The sequence below is a fragment of the Deinococcus sp. KSM4-11 genome, assembly GCF_004801415.1.
Lineage (GTDB): Bacteria > Deinococcota > Deinococci > Deinococcales > Deinococcaceae > Deinococcus.
In genome coordinates, this window is the sequence record NZ_SSNX01000003.1 from 236,401 (window position 1) to 260,224 (window position 23,824).

Below are 23,824 nucleotides of genomic sequence, written 5' to 3' on the forward strand. Positions count from 1 at the left end.
GATTCAGCCGAGTTGTGGGGCCAGGGTGAGGGGCACGGGCGAGTTCGTGCGGGCGCTCTCGTAGGCGCCGAGGACCAGCCGCACGCTCTCGCGGCCGTCCTCGCCGCTGCACACCACGGGCGAACCCTGCTCAATGGACTCGATGAAGTGCACGACGCTGCGGATGTGCGCGTTGTCGACGGTGGCGAAGTCGTACCACGTTTCGTCGCCCGCGCCCCAGTCGGCGTACCCGAACTCGCGGTTCAGGAAGCGCAGGCGGGCCTTGCCCAGGCGGTTGCTGCACTCCAGCGCGCCCTGCGTGCCGTACACAAAGAAGCTCTCCTCCCAGCCGGTGGCCGTCCAGGCGTTCTCGACGCTGGCGATGGCACCGCTCTCGAAATCCAGCGTGGCGACGCTGGTGTCCTCCACCTCAATCTGAAATTTGAGGGTTGCCATGCGCGCGTAGATGCTGCGTACGTCCCCGCCGAAGTAGCGGGCGAGATCCATCATGTGGCAGCCGTTGTCGAGCAGGGTGCCGCCGCCGGACGCCGCGAGGCTCCCGAACACGCCGCGCACCTGCTCCGCGCCGCCCCAGTCGTGGGCCTGCCGCAGCCGCATGAACGTCACGCGCCCGATGCGGCCCTCGTCGATCAGGCGTTTGGCCGTGCGGGCCAGCGGGTTCGAGCGCAGGTGGTGGCCCGTCTGGAGCACCGCGCCGTTGCGGCGGGCGGCGGCAATCATGGCGTCACAGGCGTCCAGATCCAGCGACAGCGGCTTCTCGCACAGCACGTGGATGCCCCGGTCGAGCGCGGCGATGGTGGCGGGCGCGTGGAAGGCGTTCGGGGTGCAGATGCTGACGGCCTGCACGTCCTCGTTCGCGAGCAGCTCCTCGAAGGTGGCGTAGGCGCGCACCTCCCATTCCTTTTCGCGCAGCTGGCGGATGGCCTCGCTGGCGTCCGCGATGGCCACCACATTCACGCCCGCCTGCTTGTAACCCTCGTAATGCCGTTTGGAGATGCCGCCCGCGCCGACGATCGCGGCGCTCACGACCTTGCTGGACGCGGTCACTTGCGCTCCGGCAGGGGTTCGAGCGGCTGGCGGTTGCCGAACGCGCGGGGCGCGCTGGCGGTCGGGGCCACCCAGCGGGCGGCGTTCGAGATGACCTGCCGCACGCCGTCGTGGAAGTACGTGGGGTACGTCTCGTGGCCGGGGCGGAAGTAGAAGATCTTGCCCGAGCCCCGGCGGAAGGTGCAGCCGCTGCGGAAGACCTCGCCGCCCGTGAACCAGCTCACGAAGATCAGTTCGTCCGGCGTGGGGATGTCGAAGTGCTCGCCGTACATCTCCTCCTGCTCGATCTCGATGAACTCGCCCACGCCCTGCGCGATGGGGTGGCTGGGATCGACGACCCACAGGCGCTCCTTGTCGCTGGCCTCGCGCCATTTCAGGTCGCAGGACGTGCCCATCAGGCGCTTGAAGGGCTTGCTGAAGTGCCCGGAGTGCAGCACGATCAGCCCCATGCCGTCCCACACGCGCTGCGCGACCTTCTCGGCAATGGCGTCGCTCACGTCGCCGTGCGCCTTGTGGCCCCACCACAGCAGGACGTCGGTGTTGTTCAGCACCTCGTCGGTCAGGCCGTGCTCAGGCTCGTCCAGGGTCGCGGTGCCGACGTTCGTGAAGCCGTGGGCCTTCAGGCCGTCGGCCATGGCGACGTGCATGCCCTGGGGATAGACGGACGCCACCAGCGGGTTCTCATGCTCGTGACGGTACTCGTGCCAGACGGTAATGCGGGGCTGCGTGGACTGGGTCATGGGTCTCCTTGGAGCGGTGCTCTGAATCGATTCAGCCTAGAGCGTACAGGTGAGAACGGATGAACTTGTGTAGGTCAGATGCGCCGCCGATGCTAGCGGACAACGGGAGCGGACGACACCGTGACCATCTCCCTGGTCGGGACACCCCCGCCATGCGGCCGATGCTCCTCAGGCCCAGCGCCCGTACCCTGAACCATGCCCACCCCCCACCCGGAAACGCTGCCACAGCTCCTCTGGACGGAATTCGGCAGTGCCCTGAACATGCTGGAGTCCGCCATCGTCGCGTGCCCACCGGAGGTCTGGGGCACGCAGGCCGGCTTCCAGGAATTCTGGTACATCGCGTACCACACCCTGTTCATGGCGGACTACTACGGCAGCGATTCCACGCAGGGCTTCCACCCGCCTGCCCCCTTCACCCTGAGCGAACTCGACCCGGCGGGCGTGTTCCCGGAGCGGGTGTACCGCAAGGACGAACTGCTGACCTACCTCGACCACGTCATGCAGAAAAACCGCGCCCTGATCCGCAGCCTGACACCGGAAAAGGCCGCGCAGCGCTTCGAGGGCGAGTACAGGGACTTCAGTCTGCTGCATCTCGTGATCTTCAACACCAAGCACGTACAGCACCACGCGGCGCAGCTCTACCTGCTCCTGCGCCAGCGCGTGGACGACACGCCGGGCTGGGTCAGCCAGCCAAGATGGGAGCTGGAAGGGTGAACCGCGGCGCTCCTTGGAGGAGGACAGGTGCGCGCTGAACTGAAGGCGATGGTCATTCTTGAAGTCACTCCCCCCGTCGAACAATTTCGTCCGGAGAACGGCGTAGATTTCGGCATTTCATTGCGCCTCGATATCGGGCCTGCTGGCGAGAACGCCTCAGATGCCTTCGAGCTCTTCGTGTGCACGCCCGACCATCTGAACCGGGAGTGGCCCGAACCGATATGGGGAAGGGGATTGCTGATCGTGCAGGATTTCGATCTGCCAACGATCAGATCAGTGATCGAGCGGTATCTCGCCACCTGCCACGGAGCCGACTGGCCAGAGGTGGTGGCTCACGTCAGCCGGGTCGCGATCTGGGAGTTTGATAACTACGGGAGCAGAACTCCGTGAGCAGGTCACTCCATCGCGTGATCCGAAGCCTCTCCCCTATCCCAGGCCCCCAACGTCCGCCTTCAATCCATCCAACTGCGCCCTTAACGCTGCCGCCCTTGTCTGCGCTCCGTCAAGCCTCGCCTGTTCCTGTTCGGTGAAGCGGGTGTAGGGGCTGATCGCGTCGCGGAGTCTCGCGTCGGCGCGTTCCTGTTCGCGTTCGTACTCGCGCCGCACGATGCGTTCCAGCGCCTCGCGCAGGTCGGCGACCTTGGCGCGCAGTTGCCGGTGCGCCTGGAGGCGTTTGTTCGGTAGGACGAACAGGCCCAGGCTGCCCAGGGTGAGCCCGGCGAGGATGCCGCCGGTGAAGTCCAGCGCGCTCGCGCCGATCAGCACGCCCAGGGTCGCGCCGATGCCGATACCTCCGGCAAGGCCGCCCACGGCTCCCTTCATGGCGTCCTCGGCGTCCTGGGAGAGCTGCCGGCCGAGTTCCTGCTCGGTGGTGAGTTCCAGGTGCTCGCGGGCGCTGCCGGCGATGCCTTCCAGCAGCGCGCCCCGGTCGTATGAAAAGCGGGTGCGGGCGACCTCACCGGAGGGCTGGCGGCGGATCAGGAAGGCCTGGACGTCCTCCCAGAAGTGCAGGTTGGCTTCCACGAAGCGGTCGATCATGCTGCCGAACTGCCGGTCGATGGCGTCGGGAAGGTCGGCCACGGCCTCGCGTCGGAAGGCCTCCTCCAGGTCGCGGGGGTTGAGCAAGCCACGGATGTTAGAGAAGCGGAGTTTGTCGTCGATGAAGCGGTCGGCGCGCACCTCGAACTCGGCGAGCAGGCGGGAGACGCGGTTGAGCTGCCCGTCGAGTTCGCCGGTCATGGATTCACGGTGCCGTTCGCGCTGCGCTTCGAGGTCACGCAGGATACTCAGGTCTTCCTTGAGGGTGACGCGGGCGGCGTCGGCGCGGGTGTCCTCGCCGCTCAGGAGTTCGGCGGCGGTGTTCAGCGGCCCCTGGAGTTTCAGGCGGGTGCGCCCCTGCTCGGAGAGGCGCATTTTCAGCACCTCGCGCAGGGCATGGAAGCCGGGGTCGTGCTGGCCGGTCGGCTGGCCCCGCTGTTCGGCCCGCGCGCTGATCAGCAACACGGGCGGGGTGAGGCCCAGGACGCCGCGCGCGCCGGTCTCCACGAACTCGCGCACCTGGGCCTTCTGCTCAGGCGTTTCGAGCAGGTCGGCCTTGTTCACCACCATGATCACGGCGCGGCCCCACTTTGCGGCGAGGCTCAGGAACTGCCGTTCGGACTCCGTGAACGGGCGGTCGGAGCTGGTCAGGAACAGCACCAGATCGGCGCGCGGCAGGAAGCCCTCAGTGAGCGCCTGGTGCTGCCGGATGATGGCGTTCGTGCCGGGCGTGTCGACCAGGGCCACGCCCTCCAGGCTGGGGAGCGGGTAGGTCAGGCGGCTCACGAAGGGGTCGCGGGTGGCTTCCATCTGGCCGGGTTTCTCGCCGTGCACCAGCACGTAGATGCGGTCCGTGGTGGGTGTGACGCCCTCCGGAAGCACCGGCGCACCCAGCAGGGCATTCACGAAGCTGCTCTTCCCGGCATTGAACTCGCCCACCACGACCAGCAGGAAGGTCTCGTCCAGCGCGCGGGCGGCGGTTCGGGCGTGCTCGATCGATTCGGGCGGCGCCCCCTGGGTCTCCAGGAACGCCTGGAGGTCGGCCAGCAGGCTGCGTTCACGGGTCAGCAGCGCCTGCACGTGATCGGAGACGAGCCCAGGATGGAGCATGACAGGCAGTGTAGAGCCTGCCCGGCCTGCGCCGGAGCGGCAGGATGAACGGGGCACTTTATTTTCTACTGCGGGGCGGTACAGTGTCGGCTGTGACGTGGCTCATACCGGTGAATATCGACGCGGGTGCCCAAGCGACCTTTGGTGAGTTCGTCCGCGATCTGGACGGCAGGCTCGCCGACCCCAACACGGATCGGAGTGTGCTGGCCCGCGAGATCCTCGCCGAGGCCATGTACGGCCGAACCTACGAGGCCCTGGTCGCCGACGCGCCGCTGGCCGCACTGAACCTGGACTCACGCAATGTCACCTTCGAGGCCGAGTACTACATGGCGACGGATCAGGAGAAGTTCGCGCAGGTCAAGCCACTGCTGTGGCTGTGGAAGTCCCTGGATCTCACGCCCATCGGGCAGAACCCGGTGCTGGGCATCGCGGTGCGCCGGGTGCTGGCGGGCCACATCTTCCGGCGGGTAGGCGCGGACTTCAAATGCTGGCAGAACGTGGAATTCAGCGTCGGCTACAACATGGAAGTCGGCGACAACGTGGTCGTGCACCGCAACGTCCTGCTGGATGACATCGGCGGGATCGAACTGCACGACGATGCCAGCATCAGCGATTACGTGAACATCTACAGCCACACGCACTCGGTGCTCGACGGCCCGGACGTCACCCTGAAGAAAACGGTCGTGGGCCGCGGCGCGCGGATCACGTACCACTCCACCATCCTGGCAGGCGCCGTGGTCAGCGACGACGCCATGCTCGCCACACATGCCCTGCTGCGCGACGACATTCCCCCGCACGGCATCGCCATGGGCGTCCCGGCGCGCACCAGCCGCTTCAAGGTGAGGCCCGGCATGGACGTGGAGGTGGATTCACGCATCTACCCGCACGACGAGGGCCGCAAGGCCAACCCGCAGTTCCCGCAGCCCACGCCCGGCCAGACCCGCCTGCCCGACGAACGCGACGCGCCGATCACACCGGGCCGCGTGGTCAAGCAGGGGTAAACAGGGAAAAAAGCGCAGGACACGCAGAGAGCCGGGGCAACATCCTCCCGGCTCTCTGCGTCGGATGTCCTTACACTTCCGTCGTATCGCCGGGGTGCAGCACGCGCACGTCCACGCCCTGCGCCTGTCCGGCGGCGGCGAAGACCTGCGGATCACCGCTCAGGCCGGGGAAGGTGCCGAAGTGCATGGGAATGGCGACCTTCGGGCGCAGCAGTTCCAGGCAGCGTCCGGCTTCCTCCGGGCCCATGGTGTAGTGGTCGCCGACGGGCAGGATCGCGACATCCAGGCCACGGTCGCCGATCAGGCGCATGTCGCTGAACAGGCAGGTGTCGCCCGCGAAGTACACGCGTTTGCCGCCCAGCTCGATGACCAGACCGGTGGGCATCCCGCCGTACGTGCCATCCGGGAAGGAGCTGGAGTGCCACGCGGGCGTGAGGGACACGCTGCCCCACGGCGCGCGGTACGTGCCGCCGATGTTCATGCCGACCGCCTGCGCCGCGCCGTGCTTCTGCGCGTACCCGCCGATCTCGGCCGTGGCAATGATCGGCGTGCCCGCCTTCCCGAAGGCCAGCGCGTCGCCCCAGTGGTCGCCGTGCGCGTGGCTGACCAGCACGGCGCTCAGAGGCCACGTCAGGGCCTGTTCGAGCGTGGTGGGACTCTTCGGGTTGTGGGTGATGTACGGGTCGAGAAGCAGGCGGTGCTCGCCATCTTGCAGGAGAAAGGCGCTGTGACCGAGAAAACGGATGTTCATGCGTGACCTCCGGGGAATGGACGTGCCGAGTCTAGGGCCGGGCGCGGGCCACGCTGTGGCAGCGGGCACACATCTCCACGCCGTATAGTGGGCGCGCACGCGTCCGCCGCTTCCCGCCCCCTGTGTGCCGGGTTCCGTCCCGGCCGAAAGGAGCTTCCTTCCACCCCATGTCCACGGTTCTAGGTCAGGTGAGTTTCCGGGATGTCCTGGACATTCTGCTGGTCACTTTCCTGGTGTACCAGGGGTACCTGCTCGTGGCCGGCACGCGGGCCGTGAACGTGGTACGCGGCATCGTGGTGTTCGCGGGCGTGTGGGTGGCGGCGCTGCTGCTGAACCTCACAACCCTCAGTTACCTGCTGGGCCGGGCGGGGACGGTGGGCCTGTTCGCGCTGGTGGTGCTGTTCCAGCCGGAACTGCGGGCCGCGCTGGAACGCGTGGGCCGACCGCGCAGCCGTGACCTCTCGGCGGGTGTGGCCGCGTTGCAGGCGGTGGCGCGCAGCATGGAACGGCTTGCGGAACGCCGGATTGGGGCCCTGATCGCCATCGAGCGCCGCACGCCGCTGGGCGAGTACGCCGAGACGGGCGTGACCCTGGACGCCGTGGTCAGCGTGCCCTTCCTGGAGGCGCTGTTCGCCCGCAACGCGCCGCTGCACGATGGGGGCGTGGTCATTCAGGGCTCGCGGGTGGTCGCGGCCGGCTGCCTGTTCCCCTTGCAGTCCAGCGACGGCACGTACCGCCGCTACGGCACCCGACACCGCGCTGCGATTGGCCTGTCCGAGGCCACAGATGCCGTGGTGCTGGTGGTCAGTGAGGAGCGGGGCAGCATGCGGATCGCGCTGGGGGGCCGGCTCGGCCCGGATCTGAACGGCGCGGAACTGCGCGACCAGTTGCGCAGCCTGATCTACGAGCGCAGTGGCCAGGGCCTGCCGGACAGTCCGGGGGCACCCGTGCCGGGTGATTCGGCCCCAGCGGCGACGGGTGCACCTCAGCCCTCCGAGGCCGTCACGGTCAAGGAGAAGGCGTGACCGGGCCCTCGGCCTGGCGCTCGGGCCTGGAGGCCGGTCGGCGCTGGGCACAGCCCCGCTACGTGTGGATGCGGGCCGTACACAACCTGGGGCCCAAGCTGCTGTCGCTGCTGATCGCGCTGACCCTGTGGTTCCTGGCGACCTCGAACCGCCGCGCGAACGTCGAGCAGGGCTTCGATGTGCCCGTCACGGTGCGCGACACGACCGGCGGGCGGGGGGAGGGCACCCGGGCCTTCAGCGACCTGAATCCCGCGACGGTGCGCGTGACCCTTTCGGGCCGTCCGGATCGGCTGCGGGAACTGCGGCCGGAGAGCATCGAGGCGATCGTGGACGTGACCGGGCAGCCGGAAGGCAGCTTCAACGCGGTGGTGAGCGTCACGGCGCCCACGGGGACGACCGTCACGCGCCGCACGCCGGATCGGGTACAGGGCTTCGTGGATACGCAGGTGGTGCGCACCCTGCCGATCACCCTGAGTGTGGCCACGCCCTCCGAGACCAGCCTGCCGCGCTACGTGGTGGTGCCCACCGACGCCAGCGTGAGCGGCCCGGGCCGGGTGGTGACCACCGTGAAGGAGGTGGTGACCAGCCCGGTGCTGGTGCCGGCCGGGGGCGAACGGGAAGCGCGCCTGATCGCGCTCGACACGGTGGGCGACCCGATCGATGGCGTGGTGCTGCGGCCAGCCACGGTCATGATCCGGCGGTTGGATACCGGGGTGCTGCCCATCCGGACGCTGCCGGTGGTGCTGACAAAGCCGCCGGCGACCCTGCGGGTGCGGTCGGTGAGCGTGCAGCCCAGCGCCGTGCGCGTGGTGGCGGCTCCAGAGTTGCTGGGCCGTCTGCGGGAGGTCGCCGGGCGCGTGGAATACCACGTGGGCACGTACACGGCGCCCGTGACCTTGGGCGTGCCGGCCGGAGCGCAGGTGCTGGAGAACGTGAGCGTCCGGCTGACGGTGGAAGCGGTACCCGTCCAGGCGACCCCGGTGAAACCCGCCACCACGCCGTGAGCGTGACCCCGCTCCCGGAGGCACGCCGCTTCCAGTTGACCGGTTGCAGTCCCGAGAGGGCCCGCAAAGTCTGAACCGGGTACACAGATGGCGGGGCCGATCCGGAACTTCCTGCCCTGACGGGTTTTTCACGCTGTGCTCCGGGGGACGGTCTGCCGGCCGTCCGGGAATGCCGTCAGACCGTGACGGGCCGATCAGATGTGGGGCTCTTCCCGGGCGTATAGTTGGCCAATGATGTGGGGAATCGACCACATACCACTGTGATTGCCTACGTCCTGCCCTCGGCGTCCAGCGCGGTCATCACCGCGTCCGACTGGGGCTGGTGGGAGCAGCGCGTCCGCCTGATGGTTCGCCCCAGGCGCTACGAACATGTGCTGCGGGTGGCCGACCTGGCTGCCCAGATTGCGGCAAACAACGGGCTGGACGAACAGCGGGCCTACTCGGCAGGCATCCTGCACGACATCGCCCGCGACCTGCCCGATGACGAACTGCTGCGCCTCGCGCCGCCCGAATGCGCCATCGACGCGGCCCACCCGCTGGCCCTTCACGGCCGCGCCGCCCGTACCTTGCTGACGCGCTGGGGCTACCGCGACAGCGTGGTGCTGGAGGCCGTGGAGGATCACACGACCGGACCGCGCGGCGGGAACGACGTGTCCGCCTGCGTCTACATTGCGGACGTGTCCGAGCCGGGACGCGGCGTGAACGCCGACATCCGGGAACTGGCGCTGCTGGATCTGCACGCCGCGCTGGAACGCGCCATCGTGTCGAAGGTCACGTACCTGCAGGGCAAGGGCATTCAGGTGCATCCGCGCACCCTGCGGGCCTATCATGCCTTGCCGTGCAGCGCCCTCCCCTCCCCGACATCGATCACCAGTTCCCTGAACAGCGCGACCCTGACCCCGGACGCGTGACGCGCGTTCCCAGCGGGCGCGGGCTGGCGGCCCTGCGCGCCCTGCAGGTCTTCGGCCTCAGCGTCGCCGCCCTGGCCCTGAGCGGGCTGGCCGTCGTGAGCCACGCGGGGGGGCAGGCCCCGCCCCTGAGCGTGCCGCAGGGGCAGGCGCCGCATTTCAGCGTGCTGATCGCCGGGCGGGACATCATCTACTGCTATTACCACCAGCCGTGCAAGAACCAGGGTCAGCGGGAGAACGTGATCCAGCCGCCGAACACCGACACGCTGATGCTCGTGAAGGTGGACGGAGTGAACGTGCATGTCCTGAACATTCCGCGCGACACGAACGTCGGGGATTTCAACCCCCGGCTGGGGATCGCCGCGCAGAAGGTGAACAGCCAGTACTGGGACGGCGGCCCGCAGGCCCTGACGCGCGCCGTGGAGACCATCACCGGAGAGCGCGTGGACTCGTACGTGATCGTGCGCACGGACTACGTGGAGCGCGTGATCGATGCGCTGGGCGGCCTGGACGTGAGCGTGCCCGAACCCGGCATTGAGTGGATCGACAACGCGGCCGGCGTGAACCTCAAGCTCGCGCCCGGCGACCACCACCTGGACGGCCAGCAGGGCGTACTGTTCCTGCGTGTCCGCAAGGGCTTCGGCGATGATTACGGCCGCATCGACCACCAGAAGCAGGCCCTGACGCAGCTGGCCGGGAAGCTCAAGACCGCGCAGGGGCTCGCGGCGCTGCCCGTGATCCTGGGCGGCATCGGCAACGGCGTGGAGACCAACGCCGATCCGAACCTGCTGCTGGCCCTGAAACCCTATCTGTCCCAGCTGAAACTGGCCTTCGCGACCCTGCCGACCGACACCATTCCCGGTACCTTCAACCTCGCCGTGAACCGCGACCGGCTGGCCCAGGTGTGGGGCAAGACGGCGCCCGCCACCACGCCCGATGTGAAGGTGCATATCGCGGACGCCAGCGGCAATGCCCTGGGCACGGGACTGAAGGCCGCGTTGCAAGCGATGGGCTACCGTGACGTACAGTTAGAGACCGTGGCCGCAAGCCGTGAACCCAGCCAGGTGTTCACCCAGCAGGATGTCGCGCAGGCCAGCGCCCTGGCCGATGCGCTCGACCTCCCCAGGTTGCAGGGCGAACGCTTCCCGGTCAGCCCCGGTGAGGTCGGCATCCTGCTCGGCACCGACGCGACAGCGCACTTGGCGGCCCTGAAACACCTGAGCCCCACCCCGGAGACCCCATGACTACAGACCCTGAACGCACCACCCCCACGCCGCCCACCCGGCAGCCCGGCATCCGGGCGCAGCTGCGCGCCATCGTGGACGCCGCCCGTGAACGCCGCGCCGAGGACGTCGTCGTGCTCGACCTGACCGATGTCAGCTCCACCCTGGACTACTTCGTGATCTGCACCGCGACCGCCGGACTCCAGCTGAACGCCGTGCAGGAGAACATCCGCCAGAAGGCCATGGAAGCCGGCCTGCCCCGTCCCAGCGTCGAAGGCCCCAGCGAACGCTGGCTGCTGCTGGCCTTCGGGGGCAGCGTGGTCGTGCACATCATGACCAAGGACGCCCGCGAGTACTACGACCTGGAGGGCCTGTGGAGCGACGCCCGCCTCCTGGACTTCCCCGAAGCCGAACACTGACACCAGCCTGGCCGGAACGCGCCGCCCGGCAAGCGGGCGGCGCGTTGCCTATGGTTCCTGCGTGCCGGATGGATCGGGCATCGCCGCGGCGATGCCGGCCGGCAATTCCTGCGCGACCCGCTGCAGGGTGCGCCCGGCGGCGGCCTGCACCATCTTCGTGAAGGCGTCGCCGCCCCAGCCACCGCCGTCCGGGAGGGCCAGGTGCGCGCGGAACAGGAATGCGAACACGAGGTTCACGCCCTGGACGGTGCCCTCGACCAGCCCGGTGCCTTCGTCCAGCCGGGCCGTGCCCTGCACCTCCACCCACGCGCGCTCGCCGGTGAGCAGCTGCGGTTCCAGCGCCGCGCCGCCTTCAGTGAGCAGCAGCTGACTGCGGAAGGGCAGGTCGGCCTGACCCAGCACGGGCAGCTGCACCAGCAGTTCGCCCTGCACGCCCTCCTGGTCGGCCTTCAGGTGGCGCAGAAAGCCCACGCGGGCCAGCGCCCGCGCAGGAGACTGCACGAAGGCCAGGGCCTCCTGCGGGGTGCCGGGGAAGGTCAGGGTGAAGGCCTGGGCGGACTCAATGACCACGCAGCCTGCCTGCCCCGAACACCTGCGCCACCGGGTTCAGTCCACCCATTCGATCACGACGCGCTTCTCCGTCAGGGCCGCCTGGAGTTCCGCGTCGCCGGCACTGCGCAGCCGAGCCAGGTGCGCGAAGCGGGGCGTGGCCGAGGCGAAGCCCAGCCGCACCACGACCTCGTCACTGAGTTCATCCTTGCCGATCCGCCACACCAGCTGAGAACCCAGCGCCTCCAGGTGCCGCGCCAGTTCCGCCGGCAGCAGGGCCGCGTCCGCGGGCACCGGGGCGTCAGGGTCGCCGGGCAGGTCGGTCATGCGGGCATTGTACGCGGCGGGACGTGGGGGTAGAACAGGCAGCATGACCTCCGCTCCCCCGGACTCCCTGAGCTGGCGCGCCCTGGAAACCCGCGTGGGCCTGGATCAGCTGCCCACCTTCCACCGGGCGTTCCTGACCTGGCGCGGCGTGGAGGGAGCGGCCGACTTGCCCCTGCGTCGCGTGCAGCAGCGGGTCGAGGCGGAACTCAACCGGCTGGTGCAGGCGGGTCAGGCGACCCGGAGTGAGGAGGACTGGCAGCTGAGCCCCGGCACGCTGGACACCTTCCCGGCCTACGCGGCGCTGCCCTGAGACCGGGTTCGGCGTAGGCTGCGCGCATGAGGAACCCCGTTTGAGCGTCCGGATTCTGGGTGGCGTGGCCAAGGGCCGGGAGATGCGCGTGCCCGAGAGCGCCCGGCCCAGCGGCGCGCGCGTCCGCAAGAGCCTATTCGACCTGCTGGCCGCCCGCGCTCCCGCCGCCCGCTTCCCTGCGTTCCTGGATATGCATGGGGGCAGCGGCGCCATCGGCCTGGAGGCCGCCAGCCGGGGCCACGACGTGACGCTGGTCGAGACAGATCTGCGGGCCCTGAAGGCCCTGGAGGCGAACGCCCGCGCCCTGGAGCTGCGCGTGCGGATCGTGAAGGGCGACTCGGGCAGCCTGCTGCCGCGCCTGGGTTCCTTCGACGTGGTGTTCAGCGATCCGCCTTACGAGGCGGACATCCCGGCCCTGGCCCGGCAGGTTCTGGGCAGCGCGGCGCTCAAGCCCGGCGGGCTGCTGGTGTGCCAGCACCCGGATCGGCTGCACCTGCCGGAGCACGCGGGATTCGTGCGCGAGGAACGACGGTACGGCAGCAACAGCCTGACCCTCTACTTCCGTGACGTGACCACGGACGTCTCGCAGGACGGCGCGCGGGATACCATCAAGGACACATGAACGCCGTCTTTCCCGGCTCCTTCGATCCGATCACCAGCGGGCACATGGACGTGCTCACGCGGGCCGTGAAGATCTTCGACCACGTGACCGTGACGGTCATGCACAACGCCCGCAAGCAGGGCCGCCATCTGTTCACGCTCGACGAACGCCTGACGATCCTGCGCGAGGCAACCGCGCACTTCGGGAACGTCAGCGTGGACACCTTCGGCGGCCTGCTGGTGGATTACATGGCCCGGCAGCCGGATAGCGTGATCCTGCGCGGCCTGCGCGCCGTCTCGGATTACGAGTACGAGTTGCAGATCGCACACCTGAACCGCCAGATCGGCAACGCGGAAACCGTGTTCATCATGGCCGCGACCCGCTGGAGTTTCGTGAGCAGTTCCATGGTGCGCGAGATCGCCAGTTACGGCGGCGACGTCTCGGAGATGGTGCCCCGCGCCAGCGCCAGTGCGCTCCGCCGCAAGCACGAGGACGTGTACGCCGAGCGGGAGGCCGGCCAGATCAGCGCGGGCTAAGGAGCGCCAGCGCCCGACCTTAGTCCGCTGTCGGGCAGGCCGGAGCGGGCCGATAATGCCGCATGGCCCTGTCCAACCCCTCCCGGCGTACCGGCCCAGCGGGAGCGCAGCCCTGGCGCTGGAAGGCGCTGACCCTGGCCACGCGGTTCAACCTGGCGAGCCTGCTGGTGCTGCTGGTCAGCATGCTAGTAACCGGCTGGTGGGTGGGCGAGCAGATCCGGCAGGGCGTGATCCACCGCACGGCGGCCACGGCGGCGCTGTACGTGGAGAACTTCCTGGTCACGCAACTTCAGGAACTGGGTTCAGCCGCGTGGCTGTCCCCGGTTCGCAAGGCGGCCATCGAGAAGCTGCTGGCGACCACCCCGCTGGGCCGGGAGATCGTGTCCATCAAGATCTGGGCGCCGGGCGGACGGGTCGTGTACGGCGAGAACGCCGGGCAGGTGTTCCCGGTCAAGGAGGATCTGGAACGCGCCTGGGCCGGCGCGGTGTCCTCGGAGATCACGAACCTGAGTGACCAGGAGAACGCCTCGCAGCGGGGCCGGTTCCACCGCCTGATCGAGACGTACGTGCCCATGCGGATCGAGGGCTCGGATCGCGTGATCGCCGTGGCAGAGTTCTACCAGACGACCGGGCCGCTCGACGCGGAGATCGCGCAGGCGCAGCGGCGCTCGTGGGCGGCCGTGGGCCTGACCACGCTGCTCACGTACCTGCTGCTCTCGGGGCTGGTGCGCCGGGGTTCGGACACCATCCGGCGGCAGGAGGGCACGCTGCGCGAGCAGGTGGGGGCGCTCGAGACCCTACTCGCGCAGAACGCGCAGCTGCACGGCCGGGTGAGCCGCGCTGCCGCCCGCACCGCCGCCCACAGCGAGCGCTTCCTGATGCGGGTCTCGAGCGACCTGCACGACGGTCCCGCGCAGGATCTGAGCTACGCGCTGCTGAGGCTGGACAGCCTGACCGCGCACGCCGCCGGACAGCCCGCGCAGGAGGAAGCGCTGCGGAACGTGGAGCAGTCACTGGAATCCGCGCTGCGCGAGGTGCGGGCCATCGCCACGGACCTGAGGCTGCCAGACCTGCTGGGCCTGAACCTGCACGAGGCGCTCGAACGGGCGCTGCGCGACCATCGCCGCCGGTCCGGCGTGGAGGTCACCCTGCACGTCGGCGACCTGCCGACCGACCTGCCCCTGCCGGTCAAGATCACGGCCTTCCGGATCGTGCAGGAGGCGCTGACCAACGCGGCCCGCCACGCCCCGGGCGGCGAAACGGGCGTGCACGCCCGTCAGGAGGGCCGCTGGCTCCTGCTGCAGATCCGTGATCGCGGGCCGGGCTTCACGTGGAGCGGCGAGGCGCAGGAGGGGCACCTGGGACTGGTGGGCATGCGTGAGCGGGCCGAGAGCCTGGGCGGCACCTTCACCGTGACCGCCCGGCAGGGGGGCGGCACCTGCGTGGAGGCCCACCTGCCGCTGCACCCGGAGGACCACGATGCCTGACCCGACCCCCGATCTTCAGCCCGATGCCGTGCGGATCGTGATCGTGGACGACCACCCGCTGTTCCGCGAGGGCGTGGCCGCCACGCTGGGCGCCGAGCCGGGCCTGGAGGTGGTCGGCGAGGGTGGCAGCGCCGACGACGCCCTGCGGCTGTGCACGTCGCTGCTGCCGGACCTGCTGCTGCTCGATCTGAACCTGCCGGGCGGCGGGATGCACGCGGCGCGGGAGGTCACGGCCGCGTGCCCGGTCACGAAGATCGTGATGCTGACCTTCAGCGAAGAGGAGGCCGACGTGCTGTCGTCCCTGAAGGCCGGGGCACGCGGGTACATCCTCAAGGGCGTGTCCGGGCGGGAACTGCGGCGCATCGTGAAGGCCGTGCACGCGGGTGAGGTGTACATCACGCCGTCCCTCGCGGCGGGGGTGCTGGTCGAGATGGCCACGCCGGGACGCGGCGCGCACCATCCCCTCAGCGACCTCACGCCGCGTGAACGGCAGATCCTGGAGGGTGTCGCGTCGGGGCGCAGCAACAAGGAGATCGGCCGCGACCTGGAGCTGACCGAGAAGACCGTGAAGCACTACATGACGAACATCCTGCAAAAGCTCCAGGTACGCAACCGCGTGGAGGCCGCCCTGCTCGCCCAGCGCGAGGCAGGCCGCTAGGAACTGGCCGGCGTCAGCACTGGCGGGCGGCCGGGAAAGGGTCGCACTCCGGTGCGGCCAGCGCCTTGGACGTCATGAACATCTGGAGTTGAGCACGGTTCAAGGCGGTGCCCTGCACGGTCAGTAGCCGCGCGTCCGAGTCGAAGATGCCCTCGATCCCGATCCCGCTGGTCTGGTGGGTGTTCACATTGAATAGGACATCCAGATCCCTGAACCGGCCGTCCGGGTGGATGTCCAGGTGGTCGTCGGCACCGTGCAGCCCGCCATCCTCGTCCCACAGTTCGTAGTGCACGGACACGGTGGGAATGTCTGGGTCGATGAAGCGGATGGTCGTCCACGCCGGCCGGATGCTGTCCCGGTCGAGCTGCATGGCCTCAATGAACTCCTGGTTCTGCACGCGGATGCGGGCATACAGATCCGCGTGGCCGCCCACGCCAAAGACGCCGTCGGCGCTGTTCAGGTCGCGCGCAGCCACGGTGCGCAAGAACACGGCGCGTCTGTTCAGCGCAAGGCGCGTCACGGCCGGGGGCGGGGCGGGCGGCGGGTCGTTCACGTTCAGGTCGAGCGAGCCGCGCAGGCCGCCCGCCAAGAGCTGGTGCCACCTGCGGTTCTGGAAGTCCTCCGCGAACACCGAGTCGAGCCTGAAGGCCACCCACGTCGCGGAGAAGGCCAGGAAGTCCGGGAGGTCGCCGCTGCCGTTACCCTTCCAGTGCCCGTCCTCCGGGCCGCTCTTGACCCATTCGGAGAGGCGGTACAGGGCCTCCTGATCCTTGCCGAGGCGTTCCATGTCCCCGGTATCCAGGGTCAATGCCTGCGCGGCGTTCCATACGGCAGGGTCGACCTCCGAGACCCACAGCCGGGCCTGGTTGACCCACTGCCGCGAGCCCGCATAGGCCAGGACGTAGGCCCGGTCCCAGTTCGGGCGCACGTAGGAATCGTGGTTCATGCCGCTGGTGTACCCGCCGTGGGGCACCTGCGTGGTGTCGCCACTGGTGCTGGCTCTACCGGTCTTCACCCCGGCCCGGCGCGCGTCGGAGGCGTCGAACCACGTCAGCGTGGCGTAATCGACGCCGGCCGGTGGGGCTTGCAACTCCGCCCAGTTCGAGTGCGAGTAGAAGTCCTGCACAGTGTGCAGGCTCATGCCCAGCAGCGCCACGACCTGCCGGGGATCGTTCCGGGTCGCCGCCTCCCGGAAGGCGGTTCTGGCGTTGGTCACGTACCGGTTCCAGTAGTTCGTGACGGCCGGAAGCGAGAACAGGTTGTCCGCGTGCAGTTTCTCGGCGGCCGACCGCACCTCCCCGAAGGACGTTGGACTGGTCGAGTAGTAGTCCACCAGCCAGTTCTCGACCTGCGCGGCGCGGATGGCGGTGTCGTTCAGGCCCGCCTCCGCGAGCACCTCCCGGGTCAGGTCGGCGTGGTGGCCGGTGTCGAAGGCCAGCCCCGTGCTTCCCGCGCACAGGGCCAGGCCAAGAATGGTCGTCGCGGCGCGTGAGTGCGGCATGCGTCCCTCCGGCGCGCCGGGCGGTCGGGCAGGGCACGTGGGATCAGCATGCGGCCCGGCCGTGATCGGGGCATGACCGGGGAGGGCCAAGGGGCAGAGGCCGGGGAACGTGTCCGCCGGCCTCCCCGATGTGCAGCGTGTTCAGCCCTGCGCGGCCGCCCTGAGCGCCCCCGCCCTGTCCGTCTGTTCCCACGGGAACTCCGCGCGCCCGAAGTGCCCGTACGCCGCGGTCTGCGCGTAGATGGGGCGGCGCAGATTGAGTTCCGCGATGATCGCCTGTGGGCGCGCATCGAAGTGCTGGGAGACGAGCTGAGCCAGCCGCTCGTCGCTGACGGTGCCCGTACCGTAGGTGTCCACGCGCAGGCTGACGGGGCTGGCGCGGCCGATGGCGTAGGCGACCTCCACCAGCGCGCGGCGGGCGAGCCCGGCGGCTACGAGGTTCTTCGCGATGTACCGGGCGTAGTACGCGGCCGAGCGGTCTACCTTGGTGGGATCCTTGCCGGAGAACGCTCCGCCGCCGTGCGGCACCGCGCCGCCGTAGGTGTCCACGATGATCTTGCGGCCGGTCAGGCCGGTGTCGCCGTGCGGTCCGCCGATCACGAAGCGCCCACTGGGGTTGATGAAGAACTTCGTCTGCGGCGTCAGGTACGCGGCCGGGATCACCGGACGGATCACCTGCTCAATCATGTCCGTCCGGATCTGCTCCTGCGAGATGTCTTCAGCGTGCTGGGTGCTGATCACGATGGTGTCCACCGAGGTCTCCGTGGCCTCGTGCGGTTCGCCGTACCGCACGACCGTGACCTGCGCCTTCGCGTCCGGCCGCAGGTACGGCAATGTGCCCGCCTTGCGCAGTTCCGCCAGGCGCCGCGTGAGCTGATGCGCCAGCGAGATCGGCAGCGGCATGAGCTCCGGCGTCTCGTCGGTCGCGTAGCCGAACATCAGGCCCTGGTCGCCCGCGCCGACCTCCGAGTGCGCGTTCTCCGGGCGGGCGCGCTCCTCGGCGGTCATCGCGCGCCACTCCTCGCTGTGGTTCACGCCCCCGGCGATCTCCGGGCTCTGCTCGTGGATGGACACCAGGACGGCGCTGTACTCGGCATCGAAGCCGAAGTTCGCGCGGGTGTACCCGACCGTCTTGACGGCCTCGCGCACCGTCTTCTGCACGTCCACGTGCGCGTGCTGGGCCGTGACCTCACCGGCCACGACCGCCATGCCGGTGGTGAGCAGCGTCTCGACGGCCACGCGGCTGCCCGGCTCCTGCCGCAGGAACTCGTCCAGCACCGAGTCCGAGATGAAGTCCGCGAGTTTGTCCGGGTGGCCTTCCGAGACGGATTCCGACGTGTAGTACTTCCGCATGCAAGCTCCTCGCGGGTGGGCGGCGTCTCGCAGAACGACCTGGAGAGGGATGCGACCGGCCCGGCCCGCCGCGCCCCCAACGCAGGGACGCAACGGAACGCAGGGTAACGCAGGGACGGAGTGTTCGGAAGGAAGCAGACTGCCATTGCCCGAGGAGGACGCATCCGTCGGGGACGAGGTCGGCCGGCCCCATACTGGATACTGGTGATGTCGGGCTCCGACAGGACTCCCCGACCCTCTGGGAGGTGGCTATGGCGACGTTCGTGTTGCTGCATGGGGGCTGGTCCGGTGGCTGGGTGTGGAACGAGGTGGCGCGGATCCTGCGGCGGGCGGGCCATGAGGTGGCGACCCCGACGCTGACCGGCTACGGCGAACGTACCCATCTGCTTCGCCAGGACGTCACGTTCTCGACCCTTGTCGACGACGTGCTGGGCGTCCTGCACTACGGGGAGTTCACCGACGTGGTGCTGGTCGCCCACAGCCTGAACGGCCCGCTGGGGCAAGCGGTGGCCGCCCACGCACCTCAGCAGGTGGCCCGGCTGGTGCTGCTCGACGCCGTGATGATCGAGGATGGCCAGCGTACTGTGGACGCCTTCGATTCCGCCTTCACCGCCGGGATTCAGGCGTGGGTGGACGCGGCGGGCCAGGGCTGGTTCGTGCCCAGGATCGAGCCAGAAGCGGGCAGTATCGATGACCGGGAAGCGCGGGGTCGGCACACGGCCATGCCGTGGCTGCCCTACCTGGAGCCGGTCTCGCTGCCGCCGGTGACGCTGCCCCGGACGTATGTGCTCTGCACCGAGAAGTCTGGTTCCCCGGAAGACACCGCGATCCTCGCGGCAGCCCGGCGCGCGCGGGAGGCTGGCTGGACGGTTCAGGATCTCGCCTCCGGACACGTGCCCATGTGGACGTCCCCGGCCGCGCTGGCCGAACTGCTCGAAGCGCAGGTCACGTCCGCCTGAGTCTCTGGCGCTCCGGAACCTCCCCGAGCCCCTGACATCCCCCTGACCTGCCGCCGCAGAATGGAAGGGATGAGCCACGTCGTTGTCATAGAGGACGAGGGAACGGTGCGTGACGTGCTCCGCTTCCACCTGGAGCGCGCAGGACTCACGGTCACGGCGCTGCCGTCCACGGCGGGCGGGCTGGAGGCCCTGGAGAGCGCGGACGTGCTGGTGCTGGACTGGATGTTGCCCGGCGAGAGCGGCCTGGGCTTCCTGCGCCGGGTGCGGGGCGACGCGGAGCTGCGGCGCATGCCGGTGCTGATGCTCACGGCGCGCGCCGCCGAGGCCGAGCGGGTCGAGGGTCTGGAATCCGGCGCGGACGACTACCTGACCAAGCCGTTTTCCGCGGCGGAACTCGTGGCGCGCGTGCGGGCGCTGCTGCGTCGCTCGCAACCGGAAGTGCCGGCGGTGCTGGCGAACGGGCCGCTGAGCGTGGACATGGGCGCGGCCGAGGCGCGGGTGAGCGGCAGCCGCCTGAACCTCACCCGCCGGGAGTTCGATCTGCTGGCGTTCCTGGCGCAGAACGTGGGCCGGGTGTACTCGCGCACGGAGCTGCTGGACAAGGTGTGGGGCGCGGACTTTCTGGGCGGCGAGCGCACGGTGGACCAGCACGTCACCCAACTGCGCGCGCACCTGGGGGATGATCCGGGCCGGCCGGGCTTCCTGGAGACGGTGCGCGGCAAGGGCTACCGCATGCGGCCGTGGGCGGCGTCCGCGTGACCGCGCGGGGCGTTCCGACGGGCCATGCGGGATCGCCGGCTGGGCCGGAGGAGTGGATCATGTGGATGGACGCGTTGCCGCAGGCGGTGCTGCTGACCCGGGGGGGCGTGGTGACGCGCGTGAATGCCGCCGCCGCGCGGCTGTGGGGCGTATCGCAGGAACGCGCCGCCGGACGCCCGGTGCTGGAAGTCGTGCGCCGACACACGCTGGAGGCGCTGCTGGAGCGCGGCGGCGAGCTGGAACTGGAAGTGTCGGGCCGCACCCTGCGCTGCACGGCCACCCGCGACGCCGCAGAATCGGCCCTGATCGTGGAGGACGTGACGGATCACCGTCGCCGGGAGGCCGAGTTGCGCGAGGCGACGGCGGTGCTCAGCCACGAATTCCGGACGCCGGTGGCGGCGCTGCGGGGCGTGCTGGAGGCGCTGGAGTACGACATGCCGCAGGAACTCTCGCAGAACTTCGTGCGCCAGGGCCTGCAGGAAACGGAGCGGCTGGCGCGCCTGGTCGAGGACCTCGCCGTGGGCTTCCGGCCCACGCGGGCGCGCACGCTGCCGCTCGCGGAGGCCTTCACGCGGGCCGAGCGGCTGCTCGCGCCGGAACTGCTGGCCCGGCAGGCGACCGTCAGCTTCGGGCCGGATCATCTGGTGCGGGCCGATCCGGACAAGCTGCTCCAGGTGCTGCTGAACCTCGTGGAGAACGCCCTGAAGTACGGCCCGGCCGGGCATCCGGTGGATGTGCAGACGGCGGAGCGGGGCACCTGGGTGGAGGTCTGCGTGCTGGACGACGGCTCGCCCCTGGCCGACACGGACGGCCTGTTCCGGGCGCACACGCGGGGCGTGTCGGCCACCGGGCAGGGCAGCGGCATGGGGCTGTACATCGTGCGGAGCATCGTGCAGGGCTGGGGCGGGCAGACCTGGGCCGAGCGGCGCGGGGAGCGCAACGCCTTCTGCTTCACCCTGCCGGGCGTCGCCGGACTCGGCGGCTGAGCGGCCGAACACCCACCACGTCCCGCTGACCGGGCGCTGACCTTTTCCCCACCTCCGGGTGGTACGTTCACCACAGGAGTCCCCATGCGTGAAGCCCTTGAAACCGACCTGAGAGCCGTGCTGAACGGCGCCCTGAACATGCTCGCCACCGTCGAGCGGATGCTGCCCGTGGCCGCCGACGTGCTGCTCCGCGAGCAGGTGGAACGCGTGGACGAGGTCAAGGCCCTGGACCGCGAGGTGGACGCGCAGGAAGCGCAGATCGAGGCCGAATGCCTGCGGATCATCGCGCTGCACCAGCCGGTCGCGCGGGACCTGCGGATGGTCGCGCTGATCCTCAAGAGCCTCTCGGACATCGAGCGGATGGGCGATTACGTCGTGCACGTGGCCAAGGACGGCGCGGAACTGGCGCAGGCCCCGGCGCTGAAACGCTACGTGAACCTCTCGCGGATGATGGAACGCCTGGGCGAGATGAGCCAGAACCTCCGCACCGCCATCGCCGAGCGCGACGTGGCAAAGGCCGAGGCGACCACCGAGATGGATGACGAGGTCGACGACCTCTACGAGCAGATCCAGCGGGAACTCGTGACGTACATGCTCGAAGACCCCCGGAACATCAGCAAGGCGCTGATGCTGATGCGGGTGGGCCGCAGCCTGGAGCGCGTGGGCGACCACATGGAGAACGTGTCCGAACGTGTGCGGTACTGGGTGACCGGGCAGCGCGAGGCCTGAGCGGGCAGGTCGGGGCGGCTGGCGCGTGCTGGCCGCCCCGACCGCGTGTGTGGCGCACAATGGAGGGCATATGGCGCATTTTCCTTCCGGGTTCGTGTGGGGCGCGGCGACCGCGTCGTATCAGATCGAGGGCGCGGTTCAGGAGGGTGGGCGCGGCACGAGCGTGTGGGACACCTTCGCGCACACGCCAGGGCGGATCAAGGGTGGTGAGACCGGCGACGTCGCCTGTGACCACTACCACCGCTACCGCGAGGACGTGGCCCTGATGCAGGCCCTGGGCCTGAACGCGTACCGCTTCTCCATCGCGTGGCCGCGCGTGCAGCCCGATGGTCGTGGGCGCGTGAACGAGGCGGGTCTGGCGTTCTACGACCGCCTGGTGGATGAACTGCTGGGTGCGGACATCCAGCCGTGGGCCACCCTGTTCCACTGGGATCTGCCGCAGGCCCTGGAGGACTCGGGCGGGTGGTTGAACCGCGACACGGCGCACCGGTTCGAGGAGTACGCGTTCCTGGTGGGCGCGCGCCTCGCGGATCGCGTGACGGGCTTCATGACCCTGAACGAGACGTACATCCACTTCCTGCTCGGATACGCGCTGGGCCAGCACGCGCCGGGGCGCACGCTGGGCCTGCACGCCTTCCCGGCCGCGCACCACCAGCTCCTCGGGCACGGCCTGGCGGTGCGGGCGCTGCGAGAGGCGGGCGCGCGGAGCATCGGCATCGCGAACAACTTCGCGCCGGTGTGGCCGGCTGGCGAGCGGGACGCCGATCTGGACGCCGCCAACCGCGTGGACGCGCTGCACAACCACCTCTTCACCGATCCCCTGCTCCGGGGCGAGTATCCGGCGCTGGCCCTGGACATCGTGCAGGGCACCGATCCGGCGCTGCTGGACGTGATCCTGCCGGGCGACCTGGCGGTCATGGCCGCGCCGCTGGATTTCCTGGGCGTGAACTACTACCAGCCGGACTACGTGAAGGCTAACCCGGCCTCTCCCACCTTCGGCATCGAACTGGGCCGCCTTCCGGATCGGGACTACACGGCCTTCGGCTGGCCGGTCGTGCCGGAGGGCCTCACGCAGACGCTGACCGGCCTGAAGGCCCGCTACGGCGAGACCTGCCCGCCCCTGTACGTGACCGAGAGCGGCTGCTCCGTGAACGACGTGGTGGATCAGGATGGACGCGTACGCGACGACTTCCGCATCCGGTACCACGAGGCCCACATCGACGCTGTCCAGGACGCGATCACGCAGGGCGCCGAGGTGCGCGGGTACTTCGCGTGGTCCTTGATGGACAACTTCGAGTGGGCGGAAGGGTACAGCCAGCGCTTCGGCCTGGTACACGTGGACTACGCCACGCAGGTACGGACTCCCAAGGACAGTTACCGCTGGTTCCAGAACTTCCTGCGCGATCAGGCGTAGCGCACGGATTCAGGAGTGTTGGCGTTCCGGATGATGATTACCGGTGTCGGGCACATTCACGACACCGGTGGAAATATCCTGCCTATGGGTGACGCTCAGGTCACTTGACGGTCACCGTGCAGGTGCCACCCGTGAGCTTGACGCCCGTTCCATCGAGTTTGGCAAACACGGCGTTCAGTTCTGCCTCGCTGCCGCTGATGCCCACACCTGTGATCGGCGTCTTGAGCACGCGCCCTCCACCAGGGCCGTCCTTGGCCACGCCGCCGAAGACGATACAGGCCTTCTCCCGCTTGGGGTCACTGTTGTCCCAGAACTGGCTGGTGCCCGTTCCAGCGGGACTGCTCACGTACACGTAGTAGGTGTCCGTGTCGAATTTCCAGGAGTCGCTCACCCTGTTGTAGACCGGAGCGCTCTTCAGGACGATGGTGCCGTTCATGGGCTCATTGAACTGATCCCGGCCGCCAATCGTGAGGGTGTCGCCCTGTCGGATCAGGCCTGTCGGGGCGGCAGTCTGGGCGGTGGAACTCCCTGTGGCGGAGGGGGCGCAGGCGGCGAGCAGGAAGGCGGGGACAAGGGCCAGCAGGGAGAATCTCATGCCCGACACTGTAAGGACGGCAGGAGGGCGATGTGAGCGACATTGACCACCCTCCCCCAGCGGGTGGTGGGCCTGGGCGC

The 23,824-nt window shown here is 69.3% G+C and carries 27 protein-coding genes; 18 read left to right on the forward strand and 9 right to left on the reverse strand.

All coding sequences use genetic code 11. The annotated features are described in order from the left end of the window. Positions 1–3: 3 nt before the first annotated feature. Both E7T09_RS11040 and E7T09_RS11045 read right to left on the reverse strand, forming a co-directional pair. The gene (locus E7T09_RS11040) at positions 4–1,047 is read right to left on the reverse strand and encodes a Gfo/Idh/MocA family protein (protein ID WP_136389232.1); all 1,044 of its coding nucleotides are present in this window, start codon (positions 1,045–1,047) and stop codon (positions 4–6) included. Continuing rightward, positions 1,044–1,787: a ThuA domain-containing protein gene (locus E7T09_RS11045; RefSeq protein ID WP_136389233.1), complete on the reverse strand. Its 744-nt coding sequence runs from the start codon at positions 1,785–1,787 to the stop codon at positions 1,044–1,046. Before E7T09_RS11045 ends, E7T09_RS11040 begins: the two co-directional genes overlap by 4 nt. Positions 1,788–1,982: 195 nt before the next feature. Here E7T09_RS11045 and E7T09_RS11050 point away from each other — a divergent pair, with 195 nt between their 5' ends. Both E7T09_RS11050 and E7T09_RS11055 read left to right on the forward strand, forming a co-directional pair. Beyond that, positions 1,983–2,501, forward strand: coding sequence for a DinB family protein (locus tag E7T09_RS11050; protein WP_136389234.1), 519 nt, complete (start codon positions 1,983–1,985; stop codon positions 2,499–2,501). 27 nt (positions 2,502–2,528) lie between these two features. Further along, a complete protein-coding gene (locus E7T09_RS11055) occupies positions 2,529–2,891 on the forward strand; it encodes an immunity 8 family protein (RefSeq protein ID WP_136389235.1) in 363 nt (120 codons plus the stop codon). A gap of 36 nt (positions 2,892–2,927) precedes the next feature. On the opposite strand, the gene E7T09_RS11060 is transcribed toward E7T09_RS11055, so the two are convergent. Beyond that, a complete protein-coding gene (locus tag E7T09_RS11060) occupies positions 2,928–4,649 on the reverse strand; it encodes a dynamin family protein (protein ID WP_136389236.1) in 1,722 nt (573 codons plus the stop codon). A gap of 92 nt (positions 4,650–4,741) precedes the next feature. On the opposite strand from E7T09_RS11060, the gene E7T09_RS11065 reads away from it, so the two are divergent. After that, positions 4,742–5,650 carry an acetyltransferase gene (locus tag E7T09_RS11065; protein ID WP_168734810.1) on the forward strand — a complete coding sequence of 303 codons (909 nt, stop codon included), beginning with the start codon at positions 4,742–4,744 and terminating at the stop codon, positions 5,648–5,650. A 70-nt stretch (positions 5,651–5,720) separates the two neighbouring features. On the opposite strand, the gene E7T09_RS11070 is transcribed toward E7T09_RS11065, so the two are convergent. Beyond that, a complete protein-coding gene (locus tag E7T09_RS11070) occupies positions 5,721–6,401 on the reverse strand; it encodes a metal-dependent hydrolase (protein ID WP_136389237.1) in 681 nt (226 codons plus the stop codon). A 167-nt stretch (positions 6,402–6,568) separates the two neighbouring features. Between E7T09_RS11070 and cdaA the strand changes: the two genes are divergently transcribed. From cdaA to rsfS, 5 genes are all read left to right on the forward strand, one after another. Beyond that, the gene (gene cdaA / locus E7T09_RS11075; protein ID WP_136389238.1) at positions 6,569–7,426 is read left to right on the forward strand and encodes a diadenylate cyclase CdaA; all 858 of its coding nucleotides are present in this window, start codon (positions 6,569–6,571) and stop codon (positions 7,424–7,426) included. Next, entirely contained in the window at positions 7,423–8,430 is a 1,008-nt protein-coding gene (locus E7T09_RS11080) for a hypothetical protein (protein WP_240741751.1), read from the forward strand. Before cdaA ends, E7T09_RS11080 begins: the two co-directional genes overlap by 4 nt. 344 nt (positions 8,431–8,774) lie before the next feature. Next, positions 8,775–9,341 (forward strand): bis(5'-nucleosyl)-tetraphosphatase (symmetrical) YqeK, encoded by a 567-nt coding sequence (gene yqeK / locus E7T09_RS11085; protein ID WP_136389485.1) that lies wholly within the window; start codon positions 8,775–8,777, stop codon positions 9,339–9,341. Further along, positions 9,269–10,582, forward strand: coding sequence for an LCP family protein (locus tag E7T09_RS11090; RefSeq protein ID WP_370293883.1), 1,314 nt, complete (start codon positions 9,269–9,271; stop codon positions 10,580–10,582). The genes yqeK and E7T09_RS11090 overlap by 73 nt, the downstream gene beginning before the upstream one ends. Further along, positions 10,579–10,980, forward strand: a complete 402-nt coding sequence (rsfS, locus tag E7T09_RS11095) for a ribosome silencing factor (RefSeq protein ID WP_136389239.1) — start codon at positions 10,579–10,581, stop codon at positions 10,978–10,980. Before E7T09_RS11090 ends, rsfS begins: the two co-directional genes overlap by 4 nt. A 48-nt stretch (positions 10,981–11,028) precedes the next feature. Here the strand turns inward: rsfS and E7T09_RS11100 are convergent, their stop codons facing one another. Next, a complete protein-coding gene (locus tag E7T09_RS11100) occupies positions 11,029–11,550 on the reverse strand; it encodes a DUF3809 domain-containing protein (protein WP_136389240.1) in 522 nt (173 codons plus the stop codon). A 36-nt stretch (positions 11,551–11,586) separates the two neighbouring features. Continuing rightward, a complete protein-coding gene (locus E7T09_RS11105) occupies positions 11,587–11,856 on the reverse strand; it encodes a DUF3248 domain-containing protein (RefSeq protein ID WP_136389241.1) in 270 nt (89 codons plus the stop codon). A gap of 43 nt (positions 11,857–11,899) precedes the next feature. On the opposite strand from E7T09_RS11105, the gene E7T09_RS11110 reads away from it, so the two are divergent. From E7T09_RS11110 to E7T09_RS11130, 5 genes are all read left to right on the forward strand, one after another. Continuing rightward, a complete protein-coding gene (locus E7T09_RS11110; RefSeq protein ID WP_136389242.1) occupies positions 11,900–12,166 on the forward strand; it encodes a hypothetical protein in 267 nt (88 codons plus the stop codon). Positions 12,167–12,206: 40 nt separating this feature from the next. Next, positions 12,207–12,788 (forward strand): RsmD family RNA methyltransferase, encoded by a 582-nt coding sequence (locus E7T09_RS11115; RefSeq protein WP_136389243.1) that lies wholly within the window; start codon positions 12,207–12,209, stop codon positions 12,786–12,788. Continuing rightward, positions 12,785–13,303 (forward strand): pantetheine-phosphate adenylyltransferase, encoded by a 519-nt coding sequence (coaD, locus tag E7T09_RS11120; RefSeq protein WP_136389244.1) that lies wholly within the window; start codon positions 12,785–12,787, stop codon positions 13,301–13,303. Before E7T09_RS11115 ends, coaD begins: the two co-directional genes overlap by 4 nt. A 62-nt stretch (positions 13,304–13,365) precedes the next feature. Then, entirely contained in the window at positions 13,366–14,790 is a 1,425-nt protein-coding gene (locus E7T09_RS11125; protein WP_136389245.1) for a sensor histidine kinase, read from the forward strand. Then, positions 14,783–15,448: a response regulator transcription factor gene (locus E7T09_RS11130; protein ID WP_136389246.1), complete on the forward strand. Its 666-nt coding sequence runs from the start codon at positions 14,783–14,785 to the stop codon at positions 15,446–15,448. The genes E7T09_RS11125 and E7T09_RS11130 overlap by 8 nt, the downstream gene beginning before the upstream one ends. 13 nt (positions 15,449–15,461) lie before the next feature. Here the strand turns inward: E7T09_RS11130 and E7T09_RS11135 are convergent, their stop codons facing one another. Next, entirely contained in the window at positions 15,462–16,949 is a 1,488-nt protein-coding gene (locus E7T09_RS11135; protein WP_136389247.1) for a hypothetical protein, read from the reverse strand. Between the two features lie 141 nt (positions 16,950–17,090). Beyond that, the gene (gene metK, locus E7T09_RS11140; RefSeq protein WP_136389248.1) at positions 17,091–18,302 is read right to left on the reverse strand and encodes a methionine adenosyltransferase; all 1,212 of its coding nucleotides are present in this window, start codon (positions 18,300–18,302) and stop codon (positions 17,091–17,093) included. Positions 18,303–18,553: 251 nt separating this feature from the next. Here metK and E7T09_RS11145 point away from each other — a divergent pair, with 251 nt between their 5' ends. From E7T09_RS11145 to E7T09_RS11165, 5 genes are all read left to right on the forward strand, one after another. Then, positions 18,554–19,261 carry an alpha/beta fold hydrolase gene (locus E7T09_RS11145; RefSeq protein ID WP_136389249.1) on the forward strand — a complete coding sequence of 236 codons (708 nt, stop codon included), beginning with the start codon at positions 18,554–18,556 and terminating at the stop codon, positions 19,259–19,261. Positions 19,262–19,330: 69 nt separating this feature from the next. After that, complete coding sequence (locus tag E7T09_RS11150; protein ID WP_136389250.1) at positions 19,331–20,020, forward strand: response regulator transcription factor; 690 nt, start codon at positions 19,331–19,333, stop codon at positions 20,018–20,020. A 59-nt stretch (positions 20,021–20,079) separates the two neighbouring features. Beyond that, on the forward strand, positions 20,080–21,006 hold the full coding sequence (locus E7T09_RS11155; protein WP_136389251.1) for a cell wall metabolism sensor histidine kinase WalK: 927 nt from the start codon (positions 20,080–20,082) through the stop codon (positions 21,004–21,006). Between the two features lie 84 nt (positions 21,007–21,090). After that, the gene (gene phoU / locus E7T09_RS11160; RefSeq protein WP_136389252.1) at positions 21,091–21,735 is read left to right on the forward strand and encodes a phosphate signaling complex protein PhoU; all 645 of its coding nucleotides are present in this window, start codon (positions 21,091–21,093) and stop codon (positions 21,733–21,735) included. Positions 21,736–21,805: 70 nt separating this feature from the next. Further along, a complete protein-coding gene (locus E7T09_RS11165) occupies positions 21,806–23,149 on the forward strand; it encodes a GH1 family beta-glucosidase (protein ID WP_136389253.1) in 1,344 nt (447 codons plus the stop codon). 100 nt (positions 23,150–23,249) lie between these two features. Here E7T09_RS11165 and E7T09_RS11170 read toward each other — a convergent pair whose 3' ends face one another. Continuing rightward, the gene (locus E7T09_RS11170) at positions 23,250–23,744 is read right to left on the reverse strand and encodes a hypothetical protein (protein ID WP_136389254.1); all 495 of its coding nucleotides are present in this window, start codon (positions 23,742–23,744) and stop codon (positions 23,250–23,252) included. Positions 23,745–23,824 lie beyond the last annotated feature (80 nt).

Excerpts from the sequence above, each read along its gene's own strand:
- E7T09_RS11045 (WP_136389233.1), bottom strand. The coding sequence starts at position 1,787 with ATGACCCAGTCCACGCAGCCCCGCATTACCGTCTGGCACGAGTACCGT.
- E7T09_RS11050 (WP_136389234.1), top strand. The coding sequence starts at position 1,983 with ATGCCCACCCCCCACCCGGAAACGCTGCCACAGCTCCTCTGGACGGAA.
- E7T09_RS11060 (WP_136389236.1), bottom strand. The coding sequence starts at position 4,649 with ATGCTCCATCCTGGGCTCGTCTCCGATCACGTGCAGGCGCTGCTGACC.
- E7T09_RS11070 (WP_136389237.1), bottom strand. The coding sequence starts at position 6,401 with ATGAACATCCGTTTTCTCGGTCACAGCGCCTTTCTCCTGCAAGATGGC.
- cdaA (WP_136389238.1), top strand. The coding sequence starts at position 6,569 with ATGTCCACGGTTCTAGGTCAGGTGAGTTTCCGGGATGTCCTGGACATT.
- yqeK (WP_136389485.1), top strand. The coding sequence starts at position 8,775 with ATGGTTCGCCCCAGGCGCTACGAACATGTGCTGCGGGTGGCCGACCTG.
- rsfS (WP_136389239.1), top strand. The coding sequence starts at position 10,579 with ATGACTACAGACCCTGAACGCACCACCCCCACGCCGCCCACCCGGCAG.
- E7T09_RS11105 (WP_136389241.1), bottom strand. The coding sequence starts at position 11,856 with ATGACCGACCTGCCCGGCGACCCTGACGCCCCGGTGCCCGCGGACGCG.
- E7T09_RS11110 (WP_136389242.1), top strand. The coding sequence starts at position 11,900 with ATGACCTCCGCTCCCCCGGACTCCCTGAGCTGGCGCGCCCTGGAAACC.
- coaD (WP_136389244.1), top strand. The coding sequence starts at position 12,785 with ATGAACGCCGTCTTTCCCGGCTCCTTCGATCCGATCACCAGCGGGCAC.
- E7T09_RS11125 (WP_136389245.1), top strand. The coding sequence starts at position 13,366 with ATGGCCCTGTCCAACCCCTCCCGGCGTACCGGCCCAGCGGGAGCGCAG.
- E7T09_RS11130 (WP_136389246.1), top strand. The coding sequence starts at position 14,783 with ATGCCTGACCCGACCCCCGATCTTCAGCCCGATGCCGTGCGGATCGTG.
- E7T09_RS11135 (WP_136389247.1), bottom strand. The coding sequence starts at position 16,949 with ATGCCGCACTCACGCGCCGCGACGACCATTCTTGGCCTGGCCCTGTGC.
- metK (WP_136389248.1), bottom strand. The coding sequence starts at position 18,302 with ATGCGGAAGTACTACACGTCGGAATCCGTCTCGGAAGGCCACCCGGAC.
- E7T09_RS11145 (WP_136389249.1), top strand. The coding sequence starts at position 18,554 with ATGGCGACGTTCGTGTTGCTGCATGGGGGCTGGTCCGGTGGCTGGGTG.
- E7T09_RS11150 (WP_136389250.1), top strand. The coding sequence starts at position 19,331 with ATGAGCCACGTCGTTGTCATAGAGGACGAGGGAACGGTGCGTGACGTG.
- E7T09_RS11155 (WP_136389251.1), top strand. The coding sequence starts at position 20,080 with ATGTGGATGGACGCGTTGCCGCAGGCGGTGCTGCTGACCCGGGGGGGC.
- phoU (WP_136389252.1), top strand. The coding sequence starts at position 21,091 with ATGCGTGAAGCCCTTGAAACCGACCTGAGAGCCGTGCTGAACGGCGCC.
- E7T09_RS11165 (WP_136389253.1), top strand. The coding sequence starts at position 21,806 with ATGGCGCATTTTCCTTCCGGGTTCGTGTGGGGCGCGGCGACCGCGTCG.
- E7T09_RS11170 (WP_136389254.1), bottom strand. The coding sequence starts at position 23,744 with ATGAGATTCTCCCTGCTGGCCCTTGTCCCCGCCTTCCTGCTCGCCGCC.